The sequence below is a fragment of the Leeuwenhoekiella nanhaiensis genome (assembly GCF_002744755.1).
Classification (GTDB): Bacteria; Bacteroidota; Bacteroidia; order Flavobacteriales; family Flavobacteriaceae; genus Leeuwenhoekiella; species Leeuwenhoekiella nanhaiensis.
In genome coordinates, this window is sequence record NZ_KZ319290.1 from 329,413 (window position 1) to 350,302 (window position 20,890).

Annotated in this window: 19 protein-coding genes; 13 read left to right on the forward strand and 6 right to left on the reverse strand. The window is 41.8% G+C overall.

The window, feature by feature from the left end:
- Positions 1-11 precede the first annotated feature (11 nt).
- From CJ305_RS10345 to CJ305_RS10380, 8 genes are all read left to right on the forward strand, one after another.
- The gene (locus CJ305_RS10345; RefSeq protein WP_099646181.1) at positions 12-965 is read left to right on the forward strand and encodes an acetyl-CoA carboxylase carboxyltransferase subunit alpha; all 954 of its coding nucleotides are present in this window, start codon (positions 12-14) and stop codon (positions 963-965) included.
- A gap of 169 nt (positions 966-1,134) precedes the next feature.
- Entirely contained in the window at positions 1,135-2,697 is a 1,563-nt protein-coding gene (gene dnaB / locus CJ305_RS10350) for a replicative DNA helicase (protein ID WP_099646182.1), read from the forward strand.
- Between the two features lie 95 nt (positions 2,698-2,792).
- Positions 2,793-3,353 (forward strand): glycosyl-4,4'-diaponeurosporenoate acyltransferase CrtO family protein, encoded by a 561-nt coding sequence (locus tag CJ305_RS10355; RefSeq protein WP_099646183.1) that lies wholly within the window; start codon positions 2,793-2,795, stop codon positions 3,351-3,353.
- Between the two features lie 174 nt (positions 3,354-3,527).
- Entirely contained in the window at positions 3,528-4,736 is a 1,209-nt protein-coding gene (locus CJ305_RS10360) for an asparagine synthetase B (RefSeq protein ID WP_223248861.1), read from the forward strand.
- Positions 4,733-5,362 (forward strand): DUF922 domain-containing protein, encoded by a 630-nt coding sequence (locus CJ305_RS10365; protein ID WP_099646185.1) that lies wholly within the window; start codon positions 4,733-4,735, stop codon positions 5,360-5,362. Before CJ305_RS10360 ends, CJ305_RS10365 begins: the two co-directional genes overlap by 4 nt.
- 80 nt (positions 5,363-5,442) lie before the next feature.
- Positions 5,443-5,652, forward strand: a complete 210-nt coding sequence (locus CJ305_RS10370; protein ID WP_099646186.1) for a hypervirulence associated TUDOR domain-containing protein — start codon at positions 5,443-5,445, stop codon at positions 5,650-5,652.
- A 4-nt stretch (positions 5,653-5,656) separates the two neighbouring features.
- Positions 5,657-6,274, forward strand: coding sequence for an L-threonylcarbamoyladenylate synthase (locus CJ305_RS10375; RefSeq protein ID WP_099646187.1), 618 nt, complete (start codon positions 5,657-5,659; stop codon positions 6,272-6,274).
- 177 nt (positions 6,275-6,451) lie between these two features.
- Positions 6,452-7,288 (forward strand): alpha/beta fold hydrolase, encoded by an 837-nt coding sequence (locus CJ305_RS10380; protein WP_099646188.1) that lies wholly within the window; start codon positions 6,452-6,454, stop codon positions 7,286-7,288.
- A gap of 73 nt (positions 7,289-7,361) precedes the next feature.
- Here the strand turns inward: CJ305_RS10380 and CJ305_RS10385 are convergent, their stop codons facing one another.
- From CJ305_RS10385 to CJ305_RS10395, 3 genes are all read right to left on the reverse strand, one after another.
- On the reverse strand, positions 7,362-8,192 hold the full coding sequence (locus CJ305_RS10385) for an OmpA family protein (RefSeq protein WP_099646189.1): 831 nt from the start codon (positions 8,190-8,192) through the stop codon (positions 7,362-7,364).
- 82 nt (positions 8,193-8,274) lie between these two features.
- Entirely contained in the window at positions 8,275-9,282 is a 1,008-nt protein-coding gene (locus tag CJ305_RS10390; protein WP_099646190.1) for a glycosyltransferase family 2 protein, read from the reverse strand.
- Between the two features lie 9 nt (positions 9,283-9,291).
- Positions 9,292-9,738, reverse strand: coding sequence for a type I restriction enzyme HsdR N-terminal domain-containing protein (locus CJ305_RS10395; RefSeq protein ID WP_099646269.1), 447 nt, complete (start codon positions 9,736-9,738; stop codon positions 9,292-9,294).
- 94 nt (positions 9,739-9,832) lie between these two features.
- Between CJ305_RS10395 and holA the strand changes: the two genes are divergently transcribed.
- Complete coding sequence (gene holA / locus CJ305_RS10400; protein ID WP_099646191.1) at positions 9,833-10,861, forward strand: DNA polymerase III subunit delta; 1,029 nt, start codon at positions 9,833-9,835, stop codon at positions 10,859-10,861.
- 68 nt (positions 10,862-10,929) lie between these two features.
- Here the strand turns inward: holA and CJ305_RS10405 are convergent, their stop codons facing one another.
- Both CJ305_RS10405 and tsaD read right to left on the reverse strand, forming a co-directional pair.
- Entirely contained in the window at positions 10,930-11,640 is a 711-nt protein-coding gene (locus CJ305_RS10405; protein ID WP_099646192.1) for a 16S rRNA (uracil(1498)-N(3))-methyltransferase, read from the reverse strand.
- A 2-nt stretch (positions 11,641-11,642) separates the two neighbouring features.
- Positions 11,643-12,695, reverse strand: coding sequence for a tRNA (adenosine(37)-N6)-threonylcarbamoyltransferase complex transferase subunit TsaD (gene tsaD / locus CJ305_RS10410; RefSeq protein ID WP_099646193.1), 1,053 nt, complete (start codon positions 12,693-12,695; stop codon positions 11,643-11,645).
- Between the two features lie 196 nt (positions 12,696-12,891).
- Here tsaD and CJ305_RS10415 point away from each other — a divergent pair, with 196 nt between their 5' ends.
- The 4 genes from CJ305_RS10415 (at position 12,892) to CJ305_RS10430 (ending at position 20,412) form a co-directional block, all read left to right on the forward strand.
- Positions 12,892-17,247, forward strand: a complete 4,356-nt coding sequence (locus tag CJ305_RS10415; protein ID WP_099646194.1) for a translocation/assembly module TamB domain-containing protein — start codon at positions 12,892-12,894, stop codon at positions 17,245-17,247.
- A gap of 222 nt (positions 17,248-17,469) precedes the next feature.
- Positions 17,470-18,456, forward strand: coding sequence for a 6-phosphofructokinase (gene pfkA, locus CJ305_RS10420; RefSeq protein WP_099646270.1), 987 nt, complete (start codon positions 17,470-17,472; stop codon positions 18,454-18,456).
- A 28-nt stretch (positions 18,457-18,484) separates the two neighbouring features.
- Complete coding sequence (gap, locus tag CJ305_RS10425; protein ID WP_099646195.1) at positions 18,485-19,486, forward strand: type I glyceraldehyde-3-phosphate dehydrogenase; 1,002 nt, start codon at positions 18,485-18,487, stop codon at positions 19,484-19,486.
- Between the two features lie 62 nt (positions 19,487-19,548).
- A complete protein-coding gene (locus CJ305_RS10430; RefSeq protein WP_099646196.1) occupies positions 19,549-20,412 on the forward strand; it encodes an N-acetylglucosamine kinase in 864 nt (287 codons plus the stop codon).
- A gap of 73 nt (positions 20,413-20,485) precedes the next feature.
- On the opposite strand, the gene CJ305_RS10435 is transcribed toward CJ305_RS10430, so the two are convergent.
- Complete coding sequence (locus tag CJ305_RS10435) at positions 20,486-20,866, reverse strand: RidA family protein (protein WP_099646197.1); 381 nt, start codon at positions 20,864-20,866, stop codon at positions 20,486-20,488.
- Positions 20,867-20,890: the final 24 nt, after the last annotated feature.

Consider the following 20,890-nt stretch of genomic DNA (forward strand, 5'->3'; position numbering starts at 1 on the left):
ATCTTCCCCTAATGGAATATTTAGACTTTGAACAACCTATAAAAGAGCTTGAAGAACAGCTCGAAAAATGTACCCTAATAGGTCAGGAGAGTGACGTAGACGTCACCAATACCTGCAAGCAAATCGAGAAGAAGCTTAAAGAAACCAAGAAAGATCTTTATAAAAATCTTACACCCTGGCAGCGCGTTCAGCTTTCGCGTCATCCTAATCGCCCCTATACACTTGATTACATAAAGGCACTTTGCGGAGACACGTGGTTAGAACTTCACGGAGATCGAAATGTGAAGGATGATAAAGCGATGATTGGCGGTTTGGGTAAAATCGGTGATCAGAGTTTTATGCTTATCGGTCAGCAAAAAGGATATAATACGAAAACACGCCAGTACCGCAATTTTGGTATGGCAAACCCGGAAGGATACCGTAAGGCACTTCGTTTGATGAAAAGCGCCGAAAAATTTGGTTTGCCGGTAGTCACTTTTATCGATACCCCGGGAGCATACCCCGGTCTGGAAGCAGAAGAGCGCGGACAGGGAGAAGCCATCGCCCGAAACATTTTGGAAATGACCCGCCTTAAAGTGCCCATTATCGTGTGTATTATAGGAGAGGGTGCCAGTGGCGGTGCTTTGGGTATAGGTGTAGGCGATAAGGTGCTGATGCTTGAAAATACCTGGTACTCGGTTATTTCGCCGGAATCATGCTCGTCTATTCTCTGGAGAAGCTGGGAATTTAAAGAGCAGGCTGCAGAAGCGCTTAAGCTTACCGCAACCGATATGAAGAAACAAAAACTTATTGACGAGATCGTAAAAGAACCTCTTGGAGGAGCGCACAGCGACCGTCAAAAAACCTTTGATACGGTAAAAGAAAAGATTCTACAAGCCTATGATGAGTTTAAAAACTTATCACCAACCGATTTGATTAAAAAACGGATGGATAAATATTCTGAAATGGGAGTTTTCAAAGGCTAAAAGACTTAAACATCACTTGTCATTAAAATCCGGAGTTTTTGACTCTGGATTTTTTTATGGTTGTTAACAAGATTATTTAGTTATCAACAATCATATTGTTAACTTGTAGTGAACAACGACCGGTCAAAAAACTTGAACTGCCCTTAACATTTTTTTTACATTCGTCCTCATGGAAAACCTAAAGACCAAACCTAACTATATAATTCCGTCTAAGGATGTTATTGCCCTTGAGAAGGGTAAAATACCGCCTCAAGCAATTGATTTAGAGCAAGTTGTTCTTGGGGCGATGATGATTGATAAAAAGGGTGTTGATGAAATCATTGACATTCTAAGCCCCGAAGTTTTCTATAAAGAAGCCCATCAACATATCTATGATGCCATAAGATCACTCTTTGAAAACGGGGAGCCTATTGACTTATTAACCGTTTCTGAGCAGCTCAAGCAAATGGCTAAGCTTGACAAGGCCGGGGGCGACTATTATCTGATTCAACTTACCCAAAAAGTATCTTCTTCGGCTCACATAGAGTACCACGCGCGTATCATTTTGCAGAAATACATTCAGCGAAGCCTCATTAAGATTTCTAACGAAATTATTGAAGAAGCTTACGATGAGACTACAGATGTATTTGACCTGTTAGACAACGCCGAAAGTAAACTGTACGAGGTAACTCAGGGAAATATTAAGCGTAGTTCAGAAACAGCACAGAGTCTGGTTATTCAGGCTAAAAAGAAAATTGAAGAAATTTCAAATAAGGAAGGTCTATCCGGTATTCCCTCAGGCTTTGACCGTCTCGATAAGCTTACTTCCGGGTGGCAGCCCAGTGATTTGATTATCGTTGCGGCACGTCCGGGTATGGGTAAAACGGCATTAACCTTGTCTATGGCGCGAAACATCGCCGTAGGCCAGGGCATACCGGTAGCATTCTTCTCACTCGAGATGGCTTCGGTACAGTTGATTACCCGTTTGATATCTTCAGAAACCGGTCTTTCTTCAGAGAAGTTGCGTACCGGAAAGCTTGAAAAACACGAGTGGGAGCAACTTAACGTAAAAGTAAAGAGTCTGGAGAAAGCTCCGCTTTTTATTGATGATACACCGTCGCTTTCGATCTTCGACCTGCGTGCAAAAGCACGTCGTCTCGCCTCACAACACGGTATTAGAATGATCATCATTGACTACCTGCAGTTGATGACCGCAGGAGGCAGCCAGAAAAACGGTAACCGTGAACAGGAAATCTCCATGATCTCGCGTAACCTTAAAGCTTTGGCAAAAGAACTTGATGTGCCGGTAATCGCGCTATCACAGCTTTCACGTGCGGTAGAGACCCGTGGTGGCAGTAAGCGTCCGTTGCTTTCTGACCTTCGGGAATCTGGTGCGATTGAGCAGGATGCAGATATTGTATCGTTTATCTACCGTCCCGAATACTATAAAATTGATGAGTGGGATGATGAAGAACGCAGCCCTACAGATGGGCAGGCCGAATTTATCGTAGCCAAGCACCGTAACGGGGGACTTGAAAATATCAGGCTGAAGTTTATTGGCCATCTGGGTAAATTTGATAACCTCGATGATTTCAGTACGCCCTACCAGTTTGAGTCGGCGATGAACCAAAACGCCGCGGCAAACGATGATACTTTTAGACCCGACACCTTCCCAACTCCTGATCAGGCTTTTGGAAGCAGTATGAATGATGGTGGTTTTGACCGCGACGGGGAAGATGAAGTTCCTTTTTAATTCAATTTAGACTGTTAGACTGGTTATATATCTAAAAAGGAAGCCGCTAAAAGGGCTTCCTTTTTTTATTTTTAGAATCGAAATTTCAACAACTCATGAATCTCATTAAAAAGATTGCTTTTACTCTTTTTGCTTTTTTTCTGGCTTATCAGGTTTATGTTCTAATGGTGTCATTCATTCGTTTGGAGCCCGTTTCAATTTCTATAGGCATTCAGTTTGTACTGGCATTTTTATTGAGTCTTTGTATCACCGGCGTTTTTGCTTTTTTGGGTTTTGTATATCCTACCCATAAAATTTTACCTCACGGCTATTATGTGATCCGCCATCCCGAAAGACTGAAAAGGCTCTACGCTGTTGCTCAGGTTGAATATTTCAGAAAAGCGCTTCTGTTATTTTTTTGGGGAAGAACAGCAAATAGGAAAAAGTATTTTGACGGCTCACGACAAGGCATTAAAAATTTTATGTATCAGACCAAACAATCAGAATTTGGCCATCTGGGTGCATTTTTAGTCACATTTCTGGCCTGCTTAATACTCCTTTATTTTAGTTTTTATTGGCTTGCGGGCTTTTCGTTTTTGATCAATATTGTAGGCAATGCGTATCCGGTTATCCTTCAGCGCTATCACCGCATACGTATAGGTCGCCTTTTTAATTAGCTTATTAAATCCTTTGAAGGAATATGATTTACAGATACTAGGCATATTCTTTGCAACGTTGTATTTTAAGCAACGCTTATGAAAACAAACTTTACTTACTCAAATACTTCAAGTCAGGCACGACTAAGAGCCCTCCTTATCGGGGTTTTATTGTTTGCTTTTACAATACCGGCAATGGCCTCTTACGTTTTGATCCCTATGGATGCCGATAGCCAAAAGGAACATCTCAAAGCCTACGGAATCACCTACTGGACGCTGGCCAAACAGCAAAAAGTAAAATGGTTGCTCAATTATCGCGGCGGATCTTTTCTGCTTCCGGATACCGAAGAATTACAGAAAGAATGCAAGATTCGCGGGGTTTCTTTTGAAGTGATTAGTGATGCTAAAGCCGAAAGTATTTTGGCAGAAATAGAAAGTCCGTCTCAAAATATGGAAGCCGTAGTGCTCGAGAAAGCTCCTAAAGTTGCGGTTTATACCCCCGATGGAACAGCGCCCTGGGATGACGCGGTTACCATGGTTTTAGAATATGCCGAAATTCCATACACCAAAATCTACGATCGTGAAGTGCTTGCAGACGAACTGGTACTTTACGACTGGTTGCATTTACACCACGAGGACTTTACGGGGCAGTACGGTAAATTTTACGGCTCGTATCGCGCGGCTCCCTGGTACATTAAAGACAAACAGGATGCAGAGGCATTAGCGGCAGATTTGGGTTATGACAAAGTTTCTCAGGAAAAACTGGCTGTTGCCAATAAAATAAGTGATTACGTCATAGGTGGCGGTTTTATGTTTGCGATGTGTAGCGCTACAGACAGTTTTGATATCGCGCTTTCTGCGGAAGGTGTAGATATTTGTGAACCTATGTTTGACGGCGATGCTTCAGACCCTAACTATCAGAGCAGAATCAGCTTTGAGCGAACGTTTGCCTTTCAGGACTTTATACTTGAAAAAAATCCGGCGCGCTATGAATTTTCGAGTATCGACACTACGCCCTATCGCAGGGTAAACGCCGATACCGATTATTTCAGTTTGAAAAGTTTTTCTGCGAAATGGGATCCTGTACCCACGATGTTGTGCCAAAACCACACTGCTTTAGTCAAAGGTTTTATGGGACAAACCACGGCCTACAACGCAGAGCAAATCAAACCCCAGGTTTTGGTTATGGGTGAAAACAAGGCTAATGGTGAAGCGCGTTACATCCACGGGGTGAAGGGAAAAGGCTTCTTCACGTTTTACGGAGGCCACGATCCTGAAGATTATCAGCATCGGGTAGGTGACCCTAAAACCGAATTGAGACTACATCCTACAAGTCCGGGTTACCGACTTATTTTAAATAATATTTTGTTTCCGGCTGCTAAAAAGAAAAAGCAAAAAACATGATACGCTTACTGCATACGACGATCTTTTCATTTTTTCTGGGACTTTCGCCTTTAGGTGAAAAGGGTTTTGCTGTAAACAGCCCGGATCGTAAGACTGAACTTGAGACCGGGTCGAAAGACGACTATGTTTTTCGTATTCCTAACAAAAACGTATGCTTTAGTTGGGAACCCAACAAAAGATTGAGTTGGTCTGATTTTAGAGGAATGCCAGACCGAAGCTCTACCTATGCAGCTACGGCCAATACAGGAATCAGTCATACGTATGCGATAGACTCTCGGGGTTATTTAATTAAAAAAGCGTCTCGGGTTTATGCGAATTTCTACCCAAATCTTTCCTGGTACGTCCCAAAGTTGATCAATGAGACAACTCTGGCGCACGAGCAAACCCATTTCGACATTTCGGAACTTCATGCACGCATACTGCGTAAAACCATCGCTGAATACAGATTTACCCGCAATTCAAAAGCCGAAATTCAGGCTATTTATCAAAAGGTAGAAAAGGCACGTAAGGCGATGCAGGTAGATTTTGACCGTCAAACAAATCATTCGGTTGACCGTCAAAAGGAACGGGCCTGGGAAGCTCACATTGCACAATTGCTTCATAAATACAGACATTGGGCAAGTTAAGTTCTGCCAATAAGCAACGTTAATCTTCTGTTAGGGAGGGGGCTCGTTTTACTGAAGTCATTTATTTTTAAAAGAAAAACATGATACGAGAAGGAAGCGAAGTAAAATGGAAATGGGGTAATGGTACGGCAACAGGTACCGTAAAAAAAACCTATTCTAAAGAAGTAACTAAAACCATTGATGGTTCTGAAATCACCCGTAAAGGAGAAGAAGGGAACAAAGCCCTTTATATCGAACAGGAAGATGGTGCTAAAGTTTTAAAACTGGAAAGCGAAGTTCAAAAAGCCTAAAACTATGGCGGAATTTATAAAAGTTTACGAAGATAATCCCAGCGAGCGGGAGATCAAACGTATCGTCAAGATTCTCAAAAATGACGGAGTGATTATCTACCCCACAGATACTGTTTATGGTTTGGGATGCGATATTACCAGTAATCGCGCTTTGGAGCGTGTTGCACAGTTGCGGGGGGTAAAATTAGATAAAGCTAATTTTTCATTTATATGTGAAGATTTAAGCAACCTTTCCGATTATGTCAGACAGATCGATACGCCTACATTCAAATTGCTGAAGCGAGCGCTTCCGGGTCCTTATACCTTTATTTTGCCGGGCAATAATAATTTGCCAACCGTATTCAAGAAGAAAAAAACGGTTGGTATACGCGTGCCCGATAACGCCATTGCCCGCGCGATCGTTAAGGAGTTGGGAAATCCCATTATTTCGACTTCTATACGTGATGAAGATGAGGTGATTGAATATACCACAGACCCCGAGCTGATTTTAGAAAAATGGGAGAAGCTGGTTGATGCTGTCGTAGATGGCGGCTATGGAGGGAATATTCCATCAACCGTGATAGATCTTACCAGTGGAGAAGCTGTCCTGATACGGGAAGGAAAAGGAGAGCTTACTATTTAGAAAAAATACAGAAATACGGTTAAAGTCGTATTAAACAGAAGCCCCGGGTAAAGAATTTTATCCGGGGCTTCGTAATTTATGTACAATCCAGAAAAGCATTATAAATTCTGTTCTCCTTAAGACTATAAGCCTATTCTGGAAAAATCAACTCCCGTTTCCGGGAACAAAAAAAATACTATGAGTTATTTTAAAACAAGTTCTATTGAAAATAGAGAAAACATTAAACTGTATTACGAGGATTATGGTACCGGCGATCCGGTGATTCTCATTCACGGCTGGCCATTAAGTGCACAAATGTGGGAATATCAAACACAGGTACTGGTAGAAGCCGGTCATCGCGTGATTGCTTATGATCGGCGTGGTTTTGGACGTTCTGATAAACCCTGGAGCGGCTATGATTATGACACCCTGGCTAAAGATCTAAACGATGTGATTACGGGGCTTGATCTTAAAAATGTTACGATTGTAGGGTTTTCGATGGGAGGCGGTGAAGTATCGCGATACATTGGGAATTATGGTACCTCAAAGCTGAAAAGAGCTGCTTTGATTTCTTCAGTCGCTGCATTTTTGCTCAAGACCGATGACAATCCTGACGGTGTTCCGCAAGAAACTTTTGACGAATTTAAAGCTGCAGTCCGCAAAGACAGGCTAGGCTTTCTAAAAGATTTTGGAAACAATTTTGTCAATTACGACGATAACAAGGACAAAATCAGTGAGGCGCAGGTTCACTTTAATTGGTCAATTGCTGCAGGTGCTTCCCCAAAGGGTACTTTAGATTGTATCACTTCATTTGGCTCTTCAGATTTTAGAGCGGATCTCGAGAAATTTGACATCCCTACCTTGATTATTCACGGAGATGCAGACCAGGTAGTGCCAATTAAACCTTCCGGTGAGCAAGCTGCTTCCATAGTTAAAGACAGCCGCTATGAAGTCATTAAAGGCGCACCACACGGTTTGGTTTTTACGCACACCGAAGAAGTAAATAAAATTCTCATTGACTTTCTGAATAATTAATTCAGAACTATATAGAAAGAAAAAACCCGGTCCAAAGGCCGGGTTTCTTTATTTTCAAAGATTGAAAGCTTACCTAGTTTTTAGGCATTCCATCTTCAATCATTTTGTAGAACTGATCTAGCTTAGGTAGTACCACAATACGGGTTCTACGGTTACGGGCACGACCTTCTGCAGTATCGTTGCTGGCTAGAGGTACATAGTAACTTCTACCTGCTGCAACCATACGCTCTGGCGGTACACCAAATTCTTCCTGAAGAATACGTACTACTGAAGTTGCACGTTTCACACTAAGATCCCAGTTGTCTTCAATTACTGAAGTGCTGATTGGTTTGCTGTCAGTATGACCTTCAACCATAAATTCGATTTCAGGCTTGTTCTTTACAACAGTAGCAACTTTGCCTAAAACTTCTTTAGCACGGCTGGTTACATCCCAACGACCACTGTTGAAAAGTAATTTATCTGAAATAGAAACATAAACCACACCTTTCTCAACATTGATCTCGATGTCTTCGTCGTTCATATTGCCTATTGCACCTTTTAAACTGGTAACTAAAGCAAGAGTTACCGAATCTTTGCGGTTAAGCGCATCGCGGAAAGCTTTGATCTGAAGATCTTTTTCTTTCATTTGCTCCAAAGATTTCTCCAGGTTTTCTGCACCTTTTGCAGATAGTGTAGTCAGGTTACCCTGCGTATTGATAAGATCGGTATTGGTTTTACGTAAATCAGCAATCTGATCGCGAAGGCTTTCTTCTGTAGCCAGACACGCGTTTAATTTTACGGTTGCTGTATTCAACATGTCTTGCGTCTCACGCTGTTTTGCTTCTAAAGCAGCGTATTTTTTTTGAGATACACAAGAACTAAGCAGTACCAGCGCAGAGGCAGATACTATCATTAATTTTCTCATAATTATTGTTGTTAATTTTTAGAATTCAGTACTCGCAAAAATATCAAAAAAGCTGCGCAATGGCAGATTCTTAACAATACTTTTAGTTATTCGGAAAGATATCGGTGTAATACTTTTTTCCAAGTACAAAATACTTCCAAACAATTGAAAATGTAGTAGAATACGCCTTTAACTTAGGCGTATTTCGGCGCAAGCCTAAGGTTTGCGGTATTTTTTTATAAAAGCTGAAATGTGCACGAAGTATAGCAAAACTGTGTTTGGGTTTACCTTCGGCCAAAAATTTAAGAGCTGCAATCCCATCCAGACACATTCTGAAAAATAAAATCGCGTAAACCTGAAGTCCAGGAACATTTTTGAGCAGGAGCATCAAACCGTTTCTGAAATTGAGATAGGTCTTTTGCGGATTCATTTGCTCAAGGGTTGCACCGCCTAAGTGGTAAACACTGCTGCTCCCAATATGGTAAACAGCATAACCCAATGCCCGAACGCGCCAGCACAAATCAATCTCCTCCTGATGTGCAAAAAAGGTTTCGTCCAGCCCGTTTGCATCGTAAAACGCTTTTTTGCGAATAACGAGACAAGCTCCGCTGGCCCAAAAAACTGGCAAACTATCATCATACTGCCCCTCATCTTTTTCCAGAGTTTCAAAAAGCCGTCCCCTGCAAAACGGATATCCAAAAGAGTCTATGAAGCCACCCCCGGCACCTGCATATTCAAAATAATCCGGGCGTTTGAGGTCTAGAATTTTGGGTTGTGCAGCACCTAGACTGGCGTCGGCTTTAAATGCTTCGATGATGGGATTTAGCCAGCCGGGAGAGGTGGCAATATCACTGTTCATCAAAACAAAAAGCTCTTCGCTCACATGTTGCAGGGCTTCGTTGTAGCCTTTGGCGTAACCGCCGTTTGTGCTGTTGCGTATGATTTTTACCTGTGGAAAGTTTTCGCCCAAAAAAGCAACAGAATCATCAGTAGAAGCATTATCTGCAACATACACCGCAGCCTGCTCAGCACTGTGCTCAAGCACTACAGGCAGGAATTTTTCAAGCAGATGCCTGCCGTTCCAGTTGAGTATGACAATCGCGATTTTCACAAGGGCAAATTAAGGGCTGTAAACCGGAATATCCCGTAAAAAATTATATTTTTTCTGCTCATAATCCATTTGGCAAAAATAATGGTTGAGTCCGTTTGTGACCATTAAAAAGGAAGCCTGAAGGGTAAGGTTATACCGCGCGATCTGGTCAAAGGTGACCTGGGTAATGTTGACTTTAGGTGCCTTGCATTCTACAATAAGCCTGATACTTCCATCCGATTCAAAAACCACCACATCATAGCGTTTTGACAGGCCGTTTACCTTAAGTTCTTTTTCAACATTGATCAAGCTCAACGGATACTTATAGACTTCCTGAAGATGCTTTACCGTATGCTGACGTACCCATTCTTCAGGGGTCAAAACGACGAACTTTTTACGGATGGGGTCAAATATAAGCGGTTTATTTTCGCTACTTTTGAGCCTGAAGGTATACGGTGGGAAGTTGAGTTGCTGCATCCCGGTAAAGGTAATTATCCCTATCAAGTATACCAAGCTCCAATAGCAGTCTGCCCGGCAACTTCTTACAGTTGTGGCAGTAAAAATCAAACCTGTGGAAGAAGTTACCCGAATTGTAAAAGACATCAGGAATAAAAACTACAAACCCATCTATTTTTTGATGGGGGATGAGCCGTATTACATAGATCAACTTTCAGATTTTATAGCCTCTTCAATTTTGACGGAAGAGGAGCGTGGCTTCAATCAAATGGTGCTTTACGGCCGCGATGTAAGTCTTGATGATGTGATTTCGCAGGCTAAACGTTTCCCAATGATGGCTGAGCATCAGGTTGTGATTGTTAAAGAAGCTCAGGATATGTCCCGCGAAATCCTGGCGCAATCTGACGATAAAAAAAATAAGCTGGAAGCTTACGCCGAAAACCCGCAACCTTCTACCATTTTGGTTTTTTGCTACAAATACAAGAAGCTCGACAAACGTAAGCGGGTTTATAAGAACATCGCCAAAAACGGGATTATTTTTGAAAGTAAACGCCTGTATGAAAATCAGGTAGGCGACTGGATTCGCCGGGTGATGCAAAGCAAGGGCTATACCGTAGAGCCCAAAGCAGCGCATATGCTGGTAGAGTTTTTAGGAACAGATCTTTCCAAAATCAATAATGAGCTGGAGAAACTGAAGCTGATTATGGAAAAAGGAAGTACGATCACCCCACTGGCGGTGGAGCAGAATATTGGGATCAGTAAGGACTTTAATAACTTCGAGTTGCAACGTGCAATAGGTGATAAAGATGTGGTTAAAGCGCATCGCATCATCAATTATTTTGCTCAAAACCCGAAAGACAACCCGATGGTAGTTACCATTGCATTGTTGTTCAGTTTTTTTCAAAACCTGTTGATTTACCACGGTTTGCCAAGTAAGGACAAAGCTTCGGTAGCCAAGGCTTTAAAGGTAAATCCCTATTTTGTGAGTCAGTATACCGATGCAGCGCGCAATTACCCCATGAAAAAAGTGAGTCACGTCATCAATTTACTTCGTACGGCAGATGTGAAAAGTAAAGGTGTGGGCGCTTACAACGTGCCACAGGGTGATTTGCTTAAGGAATTGCTGGTGCACGTGATGAACTAGTTCTACAATTCAAAATTTAAGATTCAAAGTTCAAAACAATGGAACCTTGAGCCTCAAATTTTAAATTCCTATTCATTAACGAAAGCCACACTGTGCGTGGCGACAACTGCAGCAGTTTCGGTACGTAAACGTTGTTCGCCCAGCATCACCGGCACAAAGCCCGCTTTCAGGGCCTGTTCAATCTCAGCCGGTGAAAAATCCCCTTCAGGTCCTATCAGGATAAGAACATCAGTTTTGGGTTTTAGTTTTTGTTTGAGCGAAAAGCGGTTGGTTTCTTCACAATGCGCGATAAACCGGTCTGTTTTGGTTGCAGCCTGTGTCTCTATAAATTCGGAAAAGGAAACCGCTTCATTCAGTTTGGGCAGATACGCTTTGAGCGATTGTTTCATCGCACTTTGCAGAATACGCTCGTACCGATCTTCTTTTACCACCTTGCGTTCGCTGTGATCGCAGATGATGGGTGTGATTTCAGAAACGCCTATTTCAGTGGCTTTTTCCAGAAACCACTCGTAGCGGTCGTTGAGTTTGGTGGGTGCAACGGCCAGATGCAAATGATAGTCAAAGGCTTTTTCGGTAGTGACTTCAAGGATTTTTACAGTACAATTTGACGGACTCGCCTGCGTGATTTCGGCTTTGAAAAAATTACCACTTCCGTTTGTGATGTCGAGAATATCTCCTTCCCGTTTCCGCAGCACTTTTACAATATGCTTGCTTTCATCTTTCGGGAACCTGGCTTCTTTGGCATTTGCGGCAATATCCGGATTGTAAAAAAGCTGCATAGTTAGAATTTAAGTCGGGATTGCGCCTTGGCGTGGGTTTCTATATAACCGGAGCCCTGTAAGTTTTCGTCTTTATATTTTAAATAGCCCACGATCCCTATCATCGCCGCATTATCTGTTGTATATTCAAATTTGGGGACAAAGGTTTTCCAGCCGTATTTAGCTTCAGCATCTTTTAAGGCTTTCCGAATTCCGCTATTTGCCGAAACACCGCCTCCAATGGCCACCTGTCTGATTCCGGTTTGTTTTACGGCCTTCTTGATTTTATCCATCAAAATATTGATAATGGTGTATTGAATGGAAGCACAGATATCGTCCCGGTGCTTTTCAACAAAATCAGGATCTGCGGCCACTTCTTTTTGGTAGAAATACAAAATCGCAGTTTTAAGTCCGCTAAAGCTGAAGTCGAGTCCGTCAACCTTGGGTTTGGTAAACTTGAAAGCTTTCGGATTTCCGCTTTGCGCATACTTATCAATAAGCGGTCCGCCGGGGTAGGGCAGTCCCAGTATTTTAGCGCTTTTATCAAAGGCTTCACCTACGGCATCATCCAAAGTTTGGCCTAAAATAGTCATATCAAAATAGGAGTCTACCCGAACAACCTGTGTGTGCCCCCCTGAAATAGTCAGAGCCAAAAAAGGAAATTGAGGCTTATCATAACCTTCCTCGTCTATAAAATGTGCGAGGATGTGCGCCTGCATATGGTTTACATCTATCAGCGGAATGTCGAGACCCATCGCCAGGGACTTGGCAAATGAAGTACCCACGAGAAGCGAGCCCATAAGGCCGGGACCGCTGGTAAATGCGACGGCGCTGAGGTCTTCTTTGGTAATTCCGGCTTTTTTAAGAGCCTGATGCACCACCGGCACAATATTTTGCTGATGTGCACGCGAGGCCAGCTCAGGCACCACACCTCCATATTCTTCATGTACAGCTTGACGCGCCACAACATTTGAAAGGGTTTTGTCGTTGTCGAGTACAGCTGCAGCGGTATCATCGCAAGACGATTCTATAGCGAGAATGTAGGTTTTATTTTTTGTAGAATCTGCGTTAGGCATAGGGATTGTTCATGTACTTTTACCCAAAATTAGGCTTTTAGTCATAGACTTTGATCAGCTGCTCAAAAGCCTGGCCACAAATGGTAAACTAAATTTGTATTTTGCCGGGATTGGCAAAGTTAAAACTTAATAGCATATCAGAAAATTTAGAAAAATACTGAGACGTGTCCTGTTTATCGCAATAGGCTCATTTGCTTTGTTTCTAATTATTTTCTCGATTCCCGCCGTGCAGACTTCAGTGGCCCGTAAGGTTACTACTTCGCTTAATGAAAAGTACGGTACTGATATTTCGGTAGAGCGGGTGCGCATCAAATACAATGGTAATGCGCTGCTTTATGAAGTCTATATTGCAGATCACCACGAAGACACGCTTATTTTTGCTGAAACGGTAGAAACCAGTATTCTGAGCATTCAGCAGTTGCTTAATAACCGCCTCAATCTGGGCGACGTTACCATCTCTAACGGAACGATGAATGTGCGGAAATACAAAGGGGAAGAAAACGACAACCTCTATATTTTTTCGCAGAAATTCAACACCGGTAATCCTTCAGGAACTCCATTCAAATTAGCTTCTTCTGAGGTTGAGCTAGAGAATATGAAATTCCGCTTTACTGATGAAAACCGCGACGATCCCAGCCTGGTTGATTTCTCAAATTTAAATTTAGTCGCAAGTGATTTTAAACTCAATGATGTAGAGGTTACCGCTCAAATTGAAGAACTGAGTCTGGATGCTGCCCGTGATTATCACATACGGGCTCTTGAGGCTGATTTTAAATACAATCCTGACGAGATTGTTTTGAAGGAGATGACGCTCAAAACCGAAAATTCAGTGATTCGGGGAGATCTGAAGCTCGATACACGCAACGAGGCATTTTCAGATTTCAATAACCTGGTGCAGATCACCGCAGATTTTAAGCAAAGCGAAATCTCCACAACAGATTTAAAGGCTTTTTATTCGGAATTTGGAACCGGGTACCGCATTGACCTTTCGGGGAAATTGACCGGAACGCTTAATGACTTCAGGGTTCAAAATTTAAATTTAAACGGTTTGGAAAGCAGCCGTATATTAGGAAATGTACGTTTTGAACGCTTGCTTTCAGATGGAAATACCTTTCGCATAGATGGCGATTACCGCACGCTTCAAACTTCTTACCTTGATCTCACCCGGTTGCTTCCTAATGTTTTGGGAAACAGCCTTCCGCCAGAACTGGTGCGTCTGGGTATTGCCGACTTACAGGGCAAACTTACCGTAACTGAAAATACAGTCTACGCCAATGCCGATGTACAAACCGATTTAGGTTTTTTGCAAACCGATATCGATTTTAGAAACTTCAAAAATATAGGGCAGGCTACCTACAGTGGGTCGTTGCGGGGAGAACGCTTCAATCTGGGGCGCTTGTTTAAAGATCCGCAGTTAGAAACCGCCAGCTTTAACGTAACTGTAGACGGTAAAGGTCTGGAGGCAGAAACGCTTGATACCAGTATAGAAGGAATTATAAGTAGGTTGCGTTATAAAGGCTATACCTATCAGGGAATTATGGTTTCCGGAAACCTGAGAAACCCCGTTTTTGACGGAAAACTCACGGTAGATGATCCCAATGCGCAGTTTACTTTTGATGGCCTCATCGACGTTTCCGAAGAAATACATACCTATGATTTTACCGCAGATATTACCCGGGTAGATCTGGGGAAACTTAATTTCCTCAAAGATTCTTCAGCAGTTTTGAAAGGTAATGTGGCGATGGATATGCGCGGAACAAACATTGACGATACCGGCGGTACCATTTTATTTACCGATGCCAGTTTTGAAAATGGAAATGACCTGTACGAGTTTCAGGACTTTTTGATTACCTCAGGTTTTAGACGGGGCATACGTACCATTACCATCAATTCGCCGGATATTATTTCGGGACAGATTTCAGGTCAGTTTAAAATAGGTGATGTGAAAGCCTTATTTAGAAATGCCATTGGAAGCCTGTATACCAATTATGAGCCTACTAAAATTACAACCGCACAGTTTATGGATTTTGACATTAAAATCTACAGTAAGATTGTGGAAATCCTGGTGCCCGAAATTGAACTGGAACCCGACACCTTTGTACGGGGAAGCGTGGTTTCAGACGATTCAGAATTTAAGTTAACCTTTCGATCTCCAAAAATTAAAGCTTTCGGTATTCTGGCTGAATCGGTTAATGTGCGGGTAGATAATAAAAACCCGCTTTTTAATACCTTCATCGAAGCAGATAGTATAGGTAGCGGTATGTATGGGATTAGTGATTTTAATCTGATCAACGTTACGCTTAAAGATACGCTGTTCATTCGGTCTGAATTTAAAGGAGGACCTCAGAAGCAGGATGCCTTTGATTTGAGCTTTTATCATACCATTAATGAAGACAACAATTCGGTGGTTGGTTTTAAGCGCAGCAGTCTTAAGTTTAAAAACAACGACTGGTTTTTGAACGAAGCTGATAATAAGGAGAATAAAATCGTCTTTGATAACAACTTTAAAGATATTGATATCAAAGAATTGATTTTATCGCACGATAAAGAGCGTATCACATTGAGCGGACAAATACAAGATACAGTCTATAAGGACATCAAGACTAATTTTGAGCAGGTACGTCTTTCTCACATCACGCCCTACGTAGATAGTCTCGATTTGAAAGGCCTGGTAAACGGAAACCTTGATATTTTGCAGAAGGATGGGGTTTACCTGCCTAGCAGTACGATTGATATTTCCAATTTTACGATTAATGATATTCTGATGGGAGATTTAGACCTTTCTATTTCGGGAAATGAAAGTCTTACCAATTATAAGATCAATACCACTCTTACTAACGACGAGATTCAATCCCTTTCGGCTCTGGGGACTATTGATGTAAGTACCAGTAATCCTTCAATTGATCTCGATGTGCAACTGCGAAAACTGAATCTGGAAGCCTTTAGCCCATTGGGAGGCGATGTGATTTCTAAGATAAGAGGTCTGGCCAGCGGAAGGGCTTCGGTAACCGGGGATTACCGAAATCCTGATGTAGACGGGGAGTTGCTGCTGCGTAATGCGGGGCTGGCAATACCCTATTTAAATACCAATTACGATTTTACAGGTACGGCGCGGGTTACCCTGAATGATCAGAATTTTCGGTTCAATTCGGTTTCGTTAAGCGATACCAAATACAATACAAAAGGAACGCTTAGCGGTACGATAAGCCATCAGTACTTTAGAGACTGGGAACTTGATCTCGCGATAGATACCGATCGTTTATTGGTTTTGGATACCGAACCGGACGATCTGGCTTTGTATTACGGCACCGGCTTTATGAGTGGGGAAGCCACATTAAGAGGTCCCACAGATGAGTTGGTCATTGACGTAACCGCAACAACAGAACGGGGTACGGTGTTCAAGATTCCTTTAAGTGATACCGAATCCTTTGGAGACAGCAGTAATATTTATTTTCTAAGCCCTGAAGAAAAGGAGAGCCGTATGCAGGGTGAAGAGCTTGTAATTGAAGAAATTAAAGGTTTAGAGCTCAATTTTGACCTGGAGGTTACCCGTGATGCTGAGGTTGAAATTGTGGTAGATGAGGTCAATGGAAGCACTTTGAAGGGTAGGGGAGCAGGTTATTTGCTGATACAAATCAACACCAACGGAAAGTTTAATATGTTTGGTGACTTTACACCCTATGAAGGAACCTATAACTTCAGGTATAGCGGGGTGGTACAGAAGCAGTTTGATATCCTTCCGGAAGGAAAAATAAGCTGGGACGGTAATCCTACCGAAGCTTTACTAGATATCAGCGCGGTATATAAAACTCAGGCAAACCCGTCTATTCTTTTGGAAAACCCTTCTATTAACCGAAAGATTCCGGTTAATGTGGTCATCAATCTCGATGGTGAACTGATGCAGCCTGAGATTACCTTTGACTTTGAGTTTCCCAATACCAGTTCGATCGTTACGTCTGAGTTGGCCTATCGTTTAGATAATCGTGCTACTAGGGAATTACAGGCCTTTTCTTTGGTCACTCAGGGATCATTCTTTAGTCAAAATGGTATTGATGCACAATCAGCGGCTTACGGTAACCTTATTGAGACGGCTTCGGGTATATTTAACGACCTGCTTTCAGATGAAGACGGGAAATTTAATGTGGGCTTAGACTATGTGCAGGCAGACAACCGTCCCGATCTGCAGACTTCAGGGCGTTTTGGTTTTACCCTTTCTACCCAAATATCAAATAGAGTCATCATTAACGGTAAAGTAGGGGTGCCTGTGGGCGGTATCAGCGAACAGGCGGTTGTGGGAGACGTAGAGGTAAACTTTTTACTCAATGAAGATGGAACCCTGCGCGCGAGTATTTTTAACCGTCAGACCGATATTCAATTTGTTGCCCGAAATAATGAAGGGTATACCCAGGGGGCCGGGCTCTCGTACTCGGTAGATTTCAATACCTTTAAAGAACTCATCCGAAAAATCTTTAAAGGAAAGATGCGGGAAGTTGAAGAAGAAATCAAGATCATTCAACCCGATTCTGAAATTCCATATCAGGGATTAGACTGATTTATTCCAAAATCAGTGGCTGAGAATATGATATTTTGACCGCTATTTCATTTTTAAACTCTCAAAAAGGCTCATTTCAGATCAATATTTCCAAAAAAACACCCCTCAAAAAAAAATAGTTATTAACGATAACGATTGAAATTGAGAATACGGTTAAATTCATTGCCAATGGTTTATTAAAAGGCAATGAAATTGCTATTTTTACCTTTCATTCTACAGGAAATGACACAAAAAATTAAAAAAATCGGAGTTTTAACTTCGGGAGGTGATTCTCCCGGGATGAATGCTGCGGTTCGTGCAGTTGTACGTACCTGTGCTTATCACAAAGTAGATTGTGTGGGTATTTACAGAGGTTATGAAGGTCTCATAGACGGTGATTTCCACCCGATGGATGCACGAAGCGTACGCGATATCATTACCCGGGGTGGAACAATGCTTAAGTCTGCGCGATCAGATCGCTTCAGAACACCAGAAGGACGCAAAATAGCTCATGATAATCTTAGAGAAAACGGAATTGATGCTCTTGTTCTTATAGGAGGTGACGGTACCTTTACCGGTGGCCTTTATTTCAATAAGGAATTCAATTTTCCGGTGATAGGTATTCCGGGAACTATTGATAATGATATCAGTGGTACAGATCGTACCCTGGGCTATGATACCGCCTTAAACACCGTTGTGGAGGCTATCGACAAAATTCGCGATACGGCCAGTTCACATAACCGCCTCTTCTTTGTTGAAGTAATGGGACGTGACGTGGGCCATATTGCACTCAATGCGGGCGTAGGAGCCGGAGCTGAAGAGATTTTGATTCCAGAAGAAAACCTTGGTCTTGAGCGTTTACTCGAGTCACTCTTGCGAAGTAAAGCAAGCGGAAAAAGTTCCAGTATAGTTGTAGTTGCTGAAGGTGATAAGACCGGTAAAAATGTTTTTGAACTTAAAGACTATGTAGATCAAAACCTTGAGGGTTATGATGTGCGGGTAGCTGTTTTAGGTCATATGCAGCGCGGGGGTTCTCCCAGTTGCTATGATCGTGTACTTGCCAGTCGAATGGGGGTGAAAGCAGTAGAGTCTTTGCTGGAAGGGCAAAGCAATTATATGGTGGGTATACAGCACGAGAAAATGGTTCTGTATCCTATAGAAAAAGCCATCAAAGGAAAATCACATATTAATAAAGAGCTTGTGCGCGTGTCTGAAATTATGACCACATAAGCATAATACAAATCCAAACACTAGAAAAATGGGAAATTTAAAATTAGGTATCAATGGTTTTGGCCGTATAGGTCGTATTGTATTTAGAGCAACTGTTAAGCGTGACAACGTAGATGTTGTGGCGATCAATGACTTGTTAGATGTTGAGCACCTTGCATACTTATTAAAATATGATTCTGTACACGGAAATTTTGACGGTACAGTAGAAGTAAAGGATGGAAATCTTGTGGTTGACGGTAAAACCGTACGTATTACTGCAGAGCGCGATCCTAAAAACTTAAAATGGGACGAAGTAGGTGCTGATGTTGTTGCTGAGTGTACCGGTATCTTTACCTCAATGGAAACTGCTGACTACCACATTCAGGCAGGTGCTAAGAAGGTTGTGATTTCTGCTCCTTCTAAAGACGTGCCTATGTTTGTAATGGGTGTTAACCATAAGGATGTTAAAGCAAGCGATAATATCGTATCAAATGCATCTTGTACTACTAACTGTCTTGCTCCTCTGGCTAAAGTATTGAATGATGCTTACGGTATTGAAGAGGCGTTGATGACAACCGTACACGCTACTACCGCTACTCAAATGACCGTAGATGGTCCTTCTAAGAAAGACTGGAGAGGCGGGCGTTCTGCAATGGTAAATATCATTCCTGCAAGTACAGGAGCTGCTGTAGCAGTAACTAAAGTTATTCCAGAATTGAAAGGAAAACTTACCGGTATGGCATTTAGAGTACCTACTGTAGACGTTTCTGTAGTTGATTTAACTGTGCGTTTATCTAAAGAAACCAGCTACGAGGATATTAAAAAGACCTTTAAAGCTGCTGCTGAAGGAGAAATGGCAGGCGTTTTAGGTTATACCGAAGAAGACGTAGTATCTCAGGATTTCGTAAGCGATCCACGTACCAGTATTTTTGATGCAGGTGCAGGTATTGAATTGAATTCTAAATTCTTCAAGATCGTTTCCTGGTACGACAACGAATTTGGTTACTCAAACAAATTGGTAGATTTGGCTGAGTACGTTAATTCACTTTAATAAAAGTTTCAACCCTTTAAGTCTGTAATAGACTTAAAGGGTTTTTTTTAAATTCTTACCACATGATATTACTAGTAGATAGCGGGTCTACCAAGACAGATTGGATTGCCCTTGATGCTGAAGGAAATGAGATGTTTCAAACACAAACTTTTGGTTTAAATCCACAGGTTTTGTCTGCTGAAATTCTCACCGAGCGAATTATCAATAATTACGAGTTGTACAAACACCGTCACGACGTGACTCACGTTCATTTTTACGGTGCAGGTTGTGGGACTCAAAAGCCAAAGGAACTCATAAAAGGTGTTTTTGATGAATTCTTTGATAAAGCTGAGGTTATCGATATTAAAGAAGATACCTATGCAGCACTTTACGCTACTACAAAAAAGGGAGAGCCCGGTATTGTATGTATTATAGGAACGGGTTCTAACTGCAGTTTATATGACGGTAAGGATATAGAGCAAAAGGTTACTTCATTAGGTTATATTCTTATGGATGATGGGAGTGGTAATTACTTCGGAAGACAGTTGCTTCGGGATTTTCACTTCAACAAAATTCCAAAGGAATTGGCCTATGAGTTTGCAAAGCAATTTGATCTAACTGCCGAAAGTATTAAGAATCATTTGTATAAAATGCCAAACCCAAACACTTATTTGGCTCAATTTGCGCGTTTTTTGATTACTAATAAAGATCACGACTACTGCAAAAAGTTAATTCGTAAAGGCTTTAGATTATTTGTAGAGCATCAGGTGCTTCAGTTTGAAAACGCTAAAGAAATTCCGATTCACTTCGTAGGTTCGATATCTTTCTATTTACAGGAAGAAATGAAAGCCGTGCTTAAAGAATACGATTTGAAAATGGGTAAAGTATTGAAGCGTCCTATTGAAGGTCTTGTGTCCTATCACAAAAATTATATGATGGTTAAGTAAACCATACTTTATAAATAATAAAAAGCCTGAAACTCTAAAGTTTCAGGCTTTTTTTATGCGCTAAAAATAGCTGTTATTTCATAGCGATCATTGAGATTTCAACATTCACGTATTTGGGCAGATTAGCCACTTCAACAGTTTCCCGGGCAGGAGCAGTGTCTTCATTAAAATAACTTCCGTAGACTTCGTTTACCGCGCTAAAACTACCCATATCACTAAGGAATATGGAACTTTTTACCACGTGCTCAAAAGTAAGGCCTGCTTCGGTAAGAATGGCTTCCAGATTTTTCATCACCATTTTAGTCTCTTCTGCTATATCTCCGCTTACAAGTTCTCCACTTTTAGGATCAAGGGGTATTTGTCCGCTAATGTATAAAGTGTCTCCGGCAAAAATCGCTTGATTATACGGTCCTATGGGGGCCGGAGCGTTGGAGGTACTGATTATTTTTTTCATTGCTTATTGATTTTAGATAGTTGG

Excerpts from the sequence above, each read along its gene's own strand:
- CJ305_RS10395 (WP_099646269.1), bottom strand. The coding sequence starts at position 9,738 with ATGCAGCAACTCAACTTCCCACCGTATACCTTCAGGCTCAAAAGTAGC.
- CJ305_RS10405 (WP_099646192.1), bottom strand. The coding sequence starts at position 11,640 with ATGCAGCTTTTTTACAATCCGGATATTGCCGCAAATGCCAAAGAAGCC.
- CJ305_RS10360 (WP_223248861.1), top strand. The coding sequence starts at position 3,528 with ATGGCCTCTTACGTTTTGATCCCTATGGATGCCGATAGCCAAAAGGAA.
- pfkA (WP_099646270.1), top strand. The coding sequence starts at position 17,470 with ATGACACAAAAAATTAAAAAAATCGGAGTTTTAACTTCGGGAGGTGAT.
- CJ305_RS10365 (WP_099646185.1), top strand. The coding sequence starts at position 4,733 with ATGATACGCTTACTGCATACGACGATCTTTTCATTTTTTCTGGGACTT.
- gap (WP_099646195.1), top strand. The coding sequence starts at position 18,485 with ATGGGAAATTTAAAATTAGGTATCAATGGTTTTGGCCGTATAGGTCGT.
- CJ305_RS10355 (WP_099646183.1), top strand. The coding sequence starts at position 2,793 with ATGAATCTCATTAAAAAGATTGCTTTTACTCTTTTTGCTTTTTTTCTG.
- CJ305_RS10385 (WP_099646189.1), bottom strand. The coding sequence starts at position 8,192 with ATGAGAAAATTAATGATAGTATCTGCCTCTGCGCTGGTACTGCTTAGT.
- CJ305_RS10430 (WP_099646196.1), top strand. The coding sequence starts at position 19,549 with ATGATATTACTAGTAGATAGCGGGTCTACCAAGACAGATTGGATTGCC.
- CJ305_RS10345 (WP_099646181.1), top strand. The coding sequence starts at position 12 with ATGGAATATTTAGACTTTGAACAACCTATAAAAGAGCTTGAAGAACAG.
- CJ305_RS10375 (WP_099646187.1), top strand. The coding sequence starts at position 5,657 with ATGGCGGAATTTATAAAAGTTTACGAAGATAATCCCAGCGAGCGGGAG.
- CJ305_RS10380 (WP_099646188.1), top strand. The coding sequence starts at position 6,452 with ATGAGTTATTTTAAAACAAGTTCTATTGAAAATAGAGAAAACATTAAA.
- dnaB (WP_099646182.1), top strand. The coding sequence starts at position 1,135 with ATGGAAAACCTAAAGACCAAACCTAACTATATAATTCCGTCTAAGGAT.
- tsaD (WP_099646193.1), bottom strand. The coding sequence starts at position 12,695 with ATGCCTAACGCAGATTCTACAAAAAATAAAACCTACATTCTCGCTATA.
- CJ305_RS10435 (WP_099646197.1), bottom strand. The coding sequence starts at position 20,866 with ATGAAAAAAATAATCAGTACCTCCAACGCTCCGGCCCCCATAGGACCG.
- CJ305_RS10370 (WP_099646186.1), top strand. The coding sequence starts at position 5,443 with ATGATACGAGAAGGAAGCGAAGTAAAATGGAAATGGGGTAATGGTACG.